12 protein-coding genes and 1 rRNA gene are annotated in these 11,135 nt (G+C 71.5%); all 13 read right to left on the reverse strand.

Annotated features, from left to right (window positions below; translation table 11 throughout):
• Positions 1-67: 67 nt before the first annotated feature.
• Positions 68-691 carry a vitamin K epoxide reductase family protein gene (locus ACLBWJ_RS15300; protein WP_447660660.1) on the reverse strand — a complete coding sequence of 208 codons (624 nt, stop codon included), beginning with the start codon at positions 689-691 and terminating at the stop codon, positions 68-70.
• 93 nt (positions 692-784) lie between these two features.
• Entirely contained in the window at positions 785-1,861 is a 1,077-nt protein-coding gene (locus ACLBWJ_RS15305; protein WP_447660661.1) for a hypothetical protein, read from the reverse strand.
• A gap of 51 nt (positions 1,862-1,912) precedes the next feature.
• Entirely contained in the window at positions 1,913-2,836 is a 924-nt protein-coding gene (gene xerD / locus ACLBWJ_RS15310; protein ID WP_274179017.1) for a site-specific tyrosine recombinase XerD, read from the reverse strand.
• Between the two features lie 5 nt (positions 2,837-2,841).
• Positions 2,842-3,408, reverse strand: coding sequence for an NUDIX domain-containing protein (locus ACLBWJ_RS15315; protein ID WP_112617526.1), 567 nt, complete (start codon positions 3,406-3,408; stop codon positions 2,842-2,844).
• Positions 3,401-5,095, reverse strand: a complete 1,695-nt coding sequence (locus tag ACLBWJ_RS15320; protein ID WP_094262415.1) for a CTP synthase — start codon at positions 5,093-5,095, stop codon at positions 3,401-3,403. The genes ACLBWJ_RS15315 and ACLBWJ_RS15320 overlap by 8 nt, the downstream gene beginning before the upstream one ends.
• An 18-nt stretch (positions 5,096-5,113) precedes the next feature.
• On the reverse strand, positions 5,114-6,805 hold the full coding sequence (gene recN, locus ACLBWJ_RS15325) for a DNA repair protein RecN (protein WP_447660662.1): 1,692 nt from the start codon (positions 6,803-6,805) through the stop codon (positions 5,114-5,116).
• Positions 6,802-7,725, reverse strand: a complete 924-nt coding sequence (locus tag ACLBWJ_RS15330; RefSeq protein ID WP_404568845.1) for an NAD kinase — start codon at positions 7,723-7,725, stop codon at positions 6,802-6,804. Before ACLBWJ_RS15330 ends, recN begins: the two co-directional genes overlap by 4 nt.
• A gap of 8 nt (positions 7,726-7,733) precedes the next feature.
• Positions 7,734-8,540, reverse strand: coding sequence for a TlyA family RNA methyltransferase (locus ACLBWJ_RS15335; RefSeq protein WP_323986514.1), 807 nt, complete (start codon positions 8,538-8,540; stop codon positions 7,734-7,736).
• Entirely contained in the window at positions 8,537-8,746 is a 210-nt protein-coding gene (locus ACLBWJ_RS15340; protein ID WP_323986515.1) for a hypothetical protein, read from the reverse strand. The genes ACLBWJ_RS15335 and ACLBWJ_RS15340 overlap by 4 nt, the downstream gene beginning before the upstream one ends.
• Before the next feature lie 20 nt (positions 8,747-8,766).
• Complete coding sequence (locus ACLBWJ_RS15345) at positions 8,767-9,801, reverse strand: HAD-IIA family hydrolase (protein ID WP_274179021.1); 1,035 nt, start codon at positions 9,799-9,801, stop codon at positions 8,767-8,769.
• The gene (locus tag ACLBWJ_RS15350; protein WP_269268025.1) at positions 9,801-10,433 is read right to left on the reverse strand and encodes a hypothetical protein; all 633 of its coding nucleotides are present in this window, start codon (positions 10,431-10,433) and stop codon (positions 9,801-9,803) included. The genes ACLBWJ_RS15345 and ACLBWJ_RS15350 overlap by 1 nt, the downstream gene beginning before the upstream one ends.
• A 29-nt stretch (positions 10,434-10,462) precedes the next feature.
• Positions 10,463-10,828 carry a hypothetical protein gene (locus ACLBWJ_RS15355; RefSeq protein ID WP_323986517.1) on the reverse strand — a complete coding sequence of 122 codons (366 nt, stop codon included), beginning with the start codon at positions 10,826-10,828 and terminating at the stop codon, positions 10,463-10,465.
• Positions 10,829-11,045: 217 nt separating this feature from the next.
• Positions 11,046-11,135, reverse strand: a 5S ribosomal RNA gene (gene rrf / locus ACLBWJ_RS15360); the annotation flags it as partial.

Here is an 11,135-nt window from a genome sequence, read left to right on the forward strand (position 1 = left end):
TGGGCCGACGCCCGAGGCGACACCAGCACCGCCGATCCGACGAACGTATCTCCGCAACGCCTCCGGGTCACAGGCTCCCGAGCACGTCGAGCCGTAGCTGGGCGGCGACGGCGATCAGCAGGTAGTCGACAACCACGACGAGGGGCGTCCACGCCAGCAGCAGCGCGCCGACGCGCTGCGGCGCGCGACCCCAGACGCCCTCGCGCAGCGTCCACCCGAGAGTCGACCAGAACAGCGGGATCGTCACGAGCCACACGACCATGCACCACGGGCAGAGCGAGCCGTACTCGAACACGCTGCGGTAGGCGAAGACGTGGACGAGCACGAACGCCGCCGCGACGAACCCCGCGTACACCCGCCAGTACCAGGGACGCAGCCCGCCCGGCGCCGCGAGCCCGGAGGCTCCCGCGTAGATGGCGCCCGGGAAGAGCACGATCCCGATGATCGAGTTGCTGAACCCGAGCAGGTTCCCGCCGGGGCTCAGCAGGTTGGGGCCGCACGTGACGATCGGGCTGATGTCGCACGAGATGAGGGCTTCGGCACCGGTGAGCTGGCCGACGTACTCGTGGTAGAGCAGGAACGACACGATCCAGCCCGCGACGCCGGCCACGATCCAGACGACGGCGAGCGCGGGGCCGGGACGGATGCCGCGCCTGTTCTCCGAAACGGCGGCGGATGCTGCGGTGGGCATGCTGTCATCCTGCGGCGCCGGTACCGCGCCCGCGGCCGCCCCGTGCCGGGAAAAAGCGGGTTCGACCGGATGCCGCGAGCGCCCGCCCGAGCTTCAGCGCCAGGTGGCGGTGAGGAGACCGGCGACGACCCCGAAGACGAGGGGCAGCAGGCAGCCGATGGCGACGGGGCGACCGACCGCGGGCCGGGTGAACAGGTGCGCTCGTGTCTCGGCCCGTTCCGCGTCGGTGCTGCGCAGCGCGCCGCCCGGCGACGGCTCCGGGTGAGCGGCCGCGGCATCCTCGATACGCGCGGCGATCGCGAGCAGGTCCTCGGTCCAGCGCCAGAACGGGGCGGTCCAGCGCGCCAGCGCGCCACGGGAGAGGAAGTACACGTGTCGGCCGACGGTCTCGACGTCGACGTCGGGCGCGACCGCCGCCAGGCCGGAGCGCACGGACGGCGTGAGCATCCGGCGAACACGGTCGCCGTCGGCGGGCGCGCACCAGACGCCGAAGTGCTCGTCGAACCCGCCACCGATCTCGATCCGCTCCTGCCCGAGGGGCGGACGCCAGGAGGGCGCGCCCGGCGCGTGCACCGCGACCAGGCTCGCCCGCGGCAGCTCGGCGGCGAGGCCTACGCGGAGATACGTCAGCGAGTGCGGCATCCGATAGCGGCCGATCCAGGTATCGAACGCGTAGTCCGCCGACCGGAACGGGCGCGGCTCGCTCCCCGTCACGACAGCGGTCGCCATCCGGCGCTTGCCGAGGCCGAAGACGGTCGCACTCTCCTGCGGGTCGTCCTCGCGGTGGCGCAGACCGAGCCGGTTCGCGGTCGCGAACCCTTCCAGACGGTACAACGCGGCGTCGGCCTCCTGCCGGGCGCGACGCATCCCGCCGAAGCGACTCACCGCGAGTGGCAGCACCATCACCGCCGCGATCACGATGTTCGACCACGACAGGCCCGAGCCGCCTGCCATCGATTGGATGAAGAGGACGAAGAGCAACGCGAGCACGCCCACCCCGAGCACCAGCACCGCCGAGACGAACACCGCTCGCACGGCGACCAGCCATGAGGCGCGCCGGCCCGCTTCGCCACGGAGCCCCTCTTCGCCAGGCTCGGGGAGCGGGGTCGTGAGCGCCTCGGTGCCGAACGGGGTGGCGCCGGCGTCGTCCCGGGGTGCGCCGCTGCTCATGCCCCTATCCTGCCGTGCCGGGGCTGCGACGCCGTCCGCTTGTACCCCGTCTCAGCGCGCGCGAGGATGCGACGTGGCGTAGATCTCCCGCAACGCGTCGACCGTGACATGCGTGTAGATCTGGGTGGTGGCGACCGACGCGTGCCCGAGCAGCTCCTGCACGACGCGGACGTCGGCCCCGCCCTGCAGCAGGTGCGTCGCGAACGAATGCCGCAGGGTGTGCGGCGACACATGCGCCGTCAGTTCCGCGCGCTCGGCCGCCTGCTGGATGATCAGCCACGCGCTCTGCCGCGACAGCGGAGCACCGCGTACCCCGAGGAAGAGTCGGGGCGTCGCGCGTCCGCGCCGGGAGAGCTCCGGCCGGCCCCGCGCCAGATAGGCCTCGACGGCAGCGCGCGCGTACGAGCCGACCGGGACGATCCGCTCCTTCGCGCCCTTGCCGCGAACGCGCAGCACGTCGCCGAGGGCGAGGTCGTCGACATCCAGCTGCACGATCTCGGACACGCGCGCGCCCGTCGCATAGAGCAGCTCGAGCAGCGCTCGATCCCGCAGCGCGGCGATGTCGGTCGCGGCGACATCGCCCGGAGCGGGACCCGCCGCGTCGAGCAGACTCTCGACCTGGTCGATCGTCAGAGCTTTCGGCAGGCGCCGCGGCGTCTTGGGCGGGCGCAGCCGCTGCGTGGGATCGGCATCGACGATGCCTTCACGGGCGAGGAAGCGGTGCCACCCGCGCAGCGACGACTGCAGCCGCGCCAGCGACGTGGCCGCCGGCGGCGGGTCGGCGGATGCCGCCTCCTCGGCGAACCGGGTCACGACCTCAGCCGTGATCTCGGACGTGTCACCGATCCCCTGCTCGGCGAGCCACGCGGTGTACGCGTCGAGATCGCGCCGGTAGGCCGCGACCGTGTGCGCCGACAGCCCGCGCTCGACCGAGATGTGGCGCAGGTACGCCGCGACGGCGCGGTCGAGCCGCACGTCCGTCAGCCCCGGCGCAGCCGTTCGGCCGCCGCCAGCACGCCCGTCGCCAGGATGCCGTTGCGGAACCGTCCCGCGAGCACGCCGTCGACGACCTCCGTGAGCGGTACGCGCTCGACGCGCATGTCGGCTTCCTCGTCCTCGCGCTCGTACGCGCTCGGCGCCGGGCTGAGGCCGCGCGCGAGGAAGACGTGGATGACCTCGTCGTTGCCCCCGGGCGTCGTGAAGATGCTGACGAGCGGCTCGAGCGACGCCGCCACCAGGTCGACCTCTTCGGCGAGTTCCCGCCGCGCGGTCTCGATCGGGGGCTCGCCGGCGACGTCGAGCAGCCCCGCGGGGATCTCCCAGTCGCGATGACGGATCGGATGCCGGTACTGCTGGATCAGCACGACGCGCTCTTCGTCGTCGATCGCGACGACCGCGGCCGCCCCGGGGTGGTCCACGAACTGGCGCGTGATCTCCCCGTCACCGAAACGCACCGTCTCGCTCCGCACGTCCCAGACGTGCCCCGAGTACACCAGCTCGCTCGAGATGACCTCCGGCTCGACGGGCTCGTCGCGCAGCTCAGGCATCCTCGACCTCGAACAGCTCGCTCGCGCGGTGCCGGTCGAGGGCGGCGGCGACCAGCCCACGGAACAGCGGGTTCGCCTCGGTCGGACGCGACCGGAGCTCGGGGTGGGCCTGCGTCGCGATGTAGTACGGGTGCACGTCGCGCGGCAGCTCGACGTACTCGACGAGGTTGCGGTCGGGTGACAGGCCCGAGAAGACCAGGCCGGCCTCGGCGATCTGGTCGCGGTACCGGTTGTTCACCTCGTAGCGGTGGCGGTGGCGCTCGGAGGCCTTCGTCGCCCCGTACACCTCGGCCGCGAGCGAGCCCTCGGCGAGGTCGGCCTCGTACAGGCCCAGGCGCATCGTGCCGCCGAGGTCGCCGCCGGCGATGATGTCGACCTGCTCGGCCATCGTCGCGATGACGGGGAACTCGGTCTCGGGGTCGAACTCGCTCGACGACGCACCGGCGAGGCCCGCCATGTTGCGGGCGTACTCGATCACCATGCACTGCAGACCCAGGCAGATGCCGAGGGTCGGGATGCCCTGCTCGCGCGCGAACTTCAGCGCGCCGAGCTTGCCCTCGATGCCCCGGATGCCGAAGCCGCCGGGCACGACGATGCCGTCGACGCTCGCGAGCGCCTTCTCGGCACCCTCGGGGGTCTCGCACAGATCGGAGGGGATCCAGGTGACGTTGACCTTGGTCTCCTGCGCGAAGCCGCCGGCCTTCAGCGCCTCGGTGACCGAGAGGTACGCGTCGGGAAGATCGATGTACTTGCCGACGAGACCGATCGTGACCTCGTGCTTGGGGTTGTGGACGGCGTCGAGCACCTTGCTCCACCGCGTCCAGTCGACGTCGTCGGCCTTCTCGGCCAGCCCGAGCCGGCGCGTGATGTACGCGTCGAGACCCTGATCGTTCAGGGTCGAGGGGATGTCGTAGATGCTCGGCAGGTCGACGGTGTTCACGACGCCCTCGACGTCGACATCGCACATGAGCGCGATCTTGTTGCGATTGCTCTCGCTGACCGGACGGTCGCTGCGCAGCACGAGGGCGTCGGGCTGGATGCCGACCTGGCGGAGAGCCGCGACGGAGTGCTGCGTCGGCTTCGTCTTCTGCTCGCCCGAGGCGCCCATGAACGGCACGAGCGAGACGTGCACGAAGAACACGTTGTCGCGGCCGAGCTCGTGGCGCAGCTGACGGGCCGCTTCGAGGAACGGCTGCGACTCGATGTCGCCGACGGTGCCGCCGACCTCGGTGATGATGACGTCGGGGCGGGGCTCCTCGGTCGCCTGCAGCCGCATCCGGCGCTTGATCTCGTCGGTGATGTGCGGGATGACCTGGACGGTGTCGCCGAGGTACTCGCCGCGGCGCTCCTTGGCGATGACCTGCGAATAGATCTGACCGGTCGTGACGTTCGCCGCCTGGCTCAGCTCGATGTCGAGGAACCGCTCGTAGTGTCCGATGTCGAGATCGGTCTCGGCGCCGTCATCGGTCACGAAGACCTCACCGTGCTGGAACGGGTTCATCGTGCCCGGGTCGACGTTCAGATAGGGGTCGAGCTTCTGCATCACGACGCGAAGACCGCGTGCGGTGAGAAGGTTGCCGAGACTCGCGGCGGTCAGTCCCTTACCGAGAGAAGAGACCACACCACCGGTCACGAAGATCTGCTTGGTGGTGTTCTGGGAAGAGGCCGCGCGATGAGTGTCCGTCACGGGCTTCTATTCTATCAGTCAGGAACGCGAGAGGTTCAGCAGTTCTCGGGCGTGCTCGATCGCGGCCCCCGAATCCGGCAGGCCTGACAGCAGACGCGCCATCTCGGCCTCGCGGTCGCCGCCCTCCAGACGCCGGACGCTCGACGCGGTCACCGAGCCGTCGTTCGACTTCACGACGGTCAGGTGGTTCGTCGCGAAAGCGGCGACCTGGGCGAGGTGGGTCACGACGATCACCTGGCTCGTCTCGGCGAGCCGGGCGAGCCGGCGCCCGACCTCGATCGCCGCAGCGCCGCCGATTCCGGCATCCACTTCGTCGAACACGAACGTCGGCACGGGGTCGGTTCCCGCGATCACGACCTCGATCGCGAGCATGACCCGGCTGAGCTCACCGCCCGAGGCGCCCTTGGCGACCGGCCGGGGCTCGGCGCCGGGGTGAGGCGCGAGCAGGATCGTGACGTCGTCGCGCCCCGAGACCGATGGCGTGCCGGGCTCGACCGTGACGACCAGGCGCGCGTCGGGCAGGGCGAGTTCGCGGAGCTCCGCCGTGACCGCGGCACCGAGTCGCTCCGCGGCGGCAGTACGGGCCGCGGTCAGCTCGGCGGCGGCGGCATCCAGCGCGTCGGCGAGCTCGTCGCGCTGAACACGTAGGCGCTCGATGCGGTCGCCGTCGTCGTCGAGCTCCATGAGCCGTGCGGATCCGCTCTCGAGCAGCGCGAGTGCTTCGTCGAGGGTGCCGTGCACGCGCAGCAGACCGCCGAGCGCGGCGCGCCGCTCCCCGACGGCCGCGAGCTCCTGCGGCCCGCTCTCATCGAGATCGGCGAGGTACGCACTCAGACCCGTCACGAGGTCGGCGGCGCGGTAGCCGAGGTCGGCCAGCGGCTCGACGAAAGCGGCGAGGGCCGTGTCGCTCGCCGCCGAGCGCTCGATCGCGCGCCGGGCCTCGGCGAGCAGAGACACCGCGTCGGGCAGCTCGTCGTCGTTCGAGAGCGCGTCGTGCGCCGTCGCAGCGGCGGCACGCAGCTCTTCGACGTTGGCGAGCTTCTCGGCTCGCTCGGCGAGCGCCGCGTCCTCCCCCGGCTGCGGGGCGACGGCCTCGATGTCGGCGATGCGCGCGCGCAGGTCGTCGGCCTCGCGGCGGCGCGCGTCGCGATCGGCGTCGAGCTGCGTCAGTTCTGCGTCGACGGCACGCCAGGCGTCGAACGCCGCGCGGTAGCGGTCGCGCGCCGTGGTGATCTCGGGGCCGCCGAAGCGGTCGAGTGCGTCGCGCTGGGCGGTGGCCGATTTCAGCCGCAGCTGGTCGGACTGCCCATGGACGACGATGAGCTGTTCGGCGAGCTCGGCGAGTACGGCCGCCGGCGCGGGACGCCCGCCCACGCTGGCGCGACTACGACCTTCGCTCGACAGCACGCGTCCCAGATACAGCTCGGAGCGGCCTCCGCCGATCGGCTCGACGTCTCCCCCGGCTTCGCGGACGCGTGCGGCGACCGGTCCGCCCTCGTCGACGATCCAGACGCCGTCGACCGATGCCTGCGGCGCGCCCGCACGCACGGCGCCCGAGTCGGCCCGCTGGCCGAGCAGCAGCCCGAGTCCGGTGACGACCATCGTCTTGCCCGCGCCCGTCTCGCCCGTGATCGCGGTGAACCCGGGCCCCATCGGCAGCGTCGCCTCGGCGATGACACCGAGGCCGCGGAGGCGCATCTCTTCGATCACGAGGCGCCCTCCCGCTGCTCGAGACTGGGACCACGCCACCCGACCACCGGCAACCGGAACTTCCGGACGAGCCGGTCGGTGAAGGCGGCCGGATGCAGCCGGGCCAGGCGAACCGGGGTCTTCGAACGGCGCACGACGACGCGGGCTCCGGGAGGCAGCTCCTGCGAGCGGCGTCCGTCGGCCCAGAGGATGCCGGTGCCGTTCGTACCCGCGCCGACCTCGATCGCGACGGATGCCTCCGGGCTGATCACGAGCGGGCGTGCGAACAGCGCGTGCGCGGAGAGCGGCACCACCGCGACCGCCTCGACGTCCGGCCAGATCACGGGACCGCCGGCGGAGAAGTTGTACGCCGTCGACCCGGTCGGAGTCGCGATCACCACTCCGTCGCAGCCGAAGGCCGAGAGCGGACGCCGGTCGACCTCGAGGACGACCTCGAGCATCCGTTCGCGGCTGGCCTTCTCGACGGTCGCCTCGTTCAGCGCCCACGTCTCGTAGACGACGTCGCCGGAGCCGTCCTTGACGCGAACCGAGAGCGCCATGCGCTCCTCCACGTCGTAGTCGCGGTCGATGACCCGCCGGACGGCATCGTCCATGTCGTCGGCCTCGATCTCGGCGAGGAACCCGACGTGGCCCATGTTGATCCCCAGGACGGGAGCGGTGCCGCCCCGGACGAGGTCGACGGCGCGCAGGATCGTGCCGTCGCCGCCCAGGACGATCGCCAGTTCGAGCTCGGCGACGCTCACGTCGAGGTCGAGCGTGAGGACACCGGGAAGCTCGCCCAGCGCCTCGACGAGCTCGGCGCGATCATCGGCCGCCAGCACGGGACGCGCCCCCGCGTCGGACAGCGCGTTCAGGACGCGTTGCGCCGCGGCGACGGTGTCGGGGCGGCGCGCGTGGGCGACGACGAGGATGTTGCGCATCGCGTCGATCATCGGGCTCCCGCCAGTTCGTCCACCGTGTGTATCCATTGTGTCGGATTGCCCGCCTCACCAGCGCGGATGCACAGATGGACGACGTACTCCTGATTGCCGTGGGTACCGACCAGCGGCGAGGCGATCACCCCGTGGGTGGCGAGTCCGGCGTCCCACGCCGACCACAGCACACCCATCACGGCATCCGCCCGCAGCGCCGGATCGGTGACCAGCCCGCCCTTGACGGCGGTCCGCCCGACCTCGAACTGCGGCTTCACGAGCAGGACGACATCCGTTCCCGGTGAGCAGACCGAGACGACGGCGGGCAGGACGTGCTCGAGGGAGATGAAGGAGAGGTCGCCGGTGATGACCTGCGGCTCGAACGGGGTGCCGACGAGCCCGGCGAGCGTCTCGGGCGAGAGGTCGCGGACGTTGAAGCCCTCGACCGCGATGACGTCGTCGTCCGCGGCGATGCTCGGCGCGAGCTGACCGTGACCGACGTCGACGGCGACGACCGGCCGAGCGCCGCGCTCGCGGAGCACCTGGGTGAAGCCGCCGGTCGAGGCGCCCATGTCGAGTGCGCTCCGCGAGGCGACGGCTATATCGAACGCATCGAGTCCGGCGATCAGCTTGTGGGCGGCCCGGCTGACGTAGTGGTCGGCGCCGGCGACGACGAGGGTCGCGGTGTCGGCCACCGGATGGGATGCCTTCACGACGGTGCGCCCGTCGACGGAGACGAGTCCCTCAGCGATCAGTGTTGCGGCGTGGCTGCGTGAGCGCGCCAGACCCCGGGCGGCGACGGCCGCATCGAGTCGGGTGCTCACGCGGCGCCGGTCGGACCGGAGTCGAGGCGGCGCGCGAGCTCGTCGTGCAGCGCCGCGTACGACGCGGCACGCTCGCTCAGGGGCTGGTCTTCGATGACGTCGAGCGACGACAGCAGGTCGTCGCGCCATTGCTCGGCGATGCTCGGCGGCGCGCTGTCCGCGGCGGTGGGCTCGTGTTCGCCCGGGTCGGCACCATCCATCGACATGGCTCCCACGATACGCGGGGTCAGGGACGGTGGAAGGGATCCGCGTAGAGAGCCTCGGGAACCCGGAATCCGTAGATCGCGCGACCCGTCGCCCAGATCGCGGCCGCGCCCGCCCGGACCAGATCGATCGGCCGGTCGCCTGCCGAGACGATGACGATGTCGGCGCCGTCGATGCGCACCGACGCGTTGCCGACGGTCGTCACGTCGCCCTTCGTCCTGACCTCGGGGTAGGGCTCGTGGAGCTCGCGCAGGTCGCTCACGATGTAAGTCGGGCGCGAGTTGGCGGGCGCCGCCAGCACGTGTTTGGGCCGATCGATACCCGTCAGCACCAGCACCGACCGGATGCCGGCCGCCTGGGCCCCGGCGATGTCGGTGTCGAGTCGGTCACCGATGAAGAGCGGCTGGGAGGCGCCGAAACGCGCGACGGCCTCATCGAAGATGGGTCGCTCGGGCTTGCCGGCGACGGTCGCGAGACGTCCGACCGCCGTGTGCACGGCGGACACCAGTGTGCCGTTCCCCGGCGCGATCCCCCGCGCCTGCGGAATGGTCCAGTCGGTGTTCGTGGCGATCCAGGGGATGCCGCCCTCGTCTTCCGGAGTCGCCAGCGCATAGGCCGCTTCGGCGAGCTGCGCCCAGCCGACCTCGGGTGCGAATCCCTGCACGACGGCGGCCGGATCGTCGTCGGCCGATCGGGTGGGGACGTAGCCCGCCTTCTCGAGTTCGTGGACCAGTCCATCGCCGCCCACGACGAGGATCGTCGCCCCGGCGGGAACACGTTCGCGAAGGAGGCGCATCGCTGCCTGCGGGCTCGTGATGACGTCCTCGGGGCGCGTCGCCGTCAGGCCGAGTTCCCGCAGATGGTCGGCGACCACCGAGTCGCGCCGGGACGCGTTGTTGGTGATGTACCCGAGCCGGCGGGTCTCCCCCGCGCGGTTGAGGCTCTCGATCGCGTGCGGCAGGGCGCCGGGACCGGCATAGACGACACCGTCGAGATCGGCCAGGACGGCATCCACACCGTCGAGCGGTGTCGACGGTGCCCGGGAGAACAGGCCCATCAGCCGCGCTCCTCGGTCTTGCCTTCCGCCGGCGCCTCGCTTTCGAGCGCGGCGTCCTCGTCGATGTCGTCGACCACGATCAGTTCACGGTCCGCATCAGTCGCGCCGAGGGCTTCCTCGGCGACGAGGGCGCGCCGCTGCCAGAGCGCGGCCTCCTCGGAGCGACCGAGGTCCTCGAGCACGGCAGCCCGGGCGGCGAACAGGGCGGGGCTCCACGAGAACGCACGGTCGGGGTCGAGCTCGGGGATGTCGAGCTCTTGCAGCGCGCGCTCGGTCTCACCGAGGTCGAGCCGTGCCCCCGACATCGCGATCGCGAGCTCGACGCGAACCTCGATCGGAAGCGTCGACCGGTCGACCGCTCGACCGACCTCGAGCGCCCGGTCGGGGCGACCGACACCGCGCTCACTGTCGACCATCATCGCGATCTGGTCGTCACTGCCGGAGATCCGTCGGTACGTGCGGAGCTCCCGCAGGGCGAGGGCGTAGTCCCCCGTCGCATAGGCGGTGATGGCGACGGTCTCGCGCACGACCCCGACGCGTCCGGCGCGACGTGAAGCCGCGAGCGCGTGCTCGTGCGCGAGCGCGGGGTCGTCGTCGATCAGCTGGGCGACCATGGCGAGGTGGCGGGCCACCTGCTCCGCGTTCTCTTTGCTCAGAGTCTTCAGTTCGTTGCGCGCAGCGCCCGGCAGATCGCGAGCCGTGACGGTCTCGGGGATCTCGGGGCCGCGCGGGACGTCGCGACGCTCGGACCCCTGCGGCGGACGCGATGAACGTGCCCCGTCGCGGTCGTAGCGCCGCGGGCGCGCGTCACCATCACGGCGCGGGTACGACGGACGATCGCCGTCGCGGCGCGGGCGGGAGTCACCATCGCGACGCGGACGCGAATCACCGTCACGACGCGGACGCGAGTCACCATCACGACGGGGGCGCGAATCACCGTCACGACGGGGACGACCATCCCCCGCCCCATCGCGACGCGGGTACGACGGACGGTCACCATCACGACGGGGGCGGGAATCGCCGTCACGACGCGGACGGGAATCGCCTTCCCGGCGCGGGCGCTCGTCATTGGAACGCGGCGGACGAGCATCGCCGTCGCGACGCGGACGCCGTGCGCCGGAATCCGCAGCAGAGTAACGGGGCTTGCGCTCCGATCGCGGGCGGTCTTCTTCAGTCACGACGTTCCTTTCGTCCCGGAAACGAGAAAAGGCCACCCAACATTGGGTGGCCATTTCACGAAAGAAGTCCGGCGGTGTCCTACTCTCCCACAGGGTCCCCCCTGCAGTACCATCGGCGCTGTGAGGCTTAGCTTCCGGGTTCGGAATGTAACCGGG

The sequence above is a fragment of the Microbacterium sp. M4A5_1d genome (genome assembly GCF_053345465.1).

What these genes read in the sequence shown, in the direction of transcription:
- ACLBWJ_RS15300 (WP_447660660.1), bottom strand. Translation starts at nt 691, where the DNA reads ATGCCCACCGCAGCATCCGCCGCCGTTTCGGAGAACAGGCGCGGCATC.
- ACLBWJ_RS15305 (WP_447660661.1), bottom strand. Translation starts at nt 1,861, where the DNA reads ATGAGCAGCGGCGCACCCCGGGACGACGCCGGCGCCACCCCGTTCGGC.
- ACLBWJ_RS15315 (WP_112617526.1), bottom strand. Translation starts at nt 3,408, where the DNA reads ATGCCTGAGCTGCGCGACGAGCCCGTCGAGCCGGAGGTCATCTCGAGC.
- ACLBWJ_RS15330 (WP_404568845.1), bottom strand. Translation starts at nt 7,725, where the DNA reads ATGCGCAACATCCTCGTCGTCGCCCACGCGCGCCGCCCCGACACCGTC.
- ACLBWJ_RS15340 (WP_323986515.1), bottom strand. Translation starts at nt 8,746, where the DNA reads ATGTCGATGGATGGTGCCGACCCGGGCGAACACGAGCCCACCGCCGCG.
- ACLBWJ_RS15345 (WP_274179021.1), bottom strand. Translation starts at nt 9,801, where the DNA reads ATGGGCCTGTTCTCCCGGGCACCGTCGACACCGCTCGACGGTGTGGAT.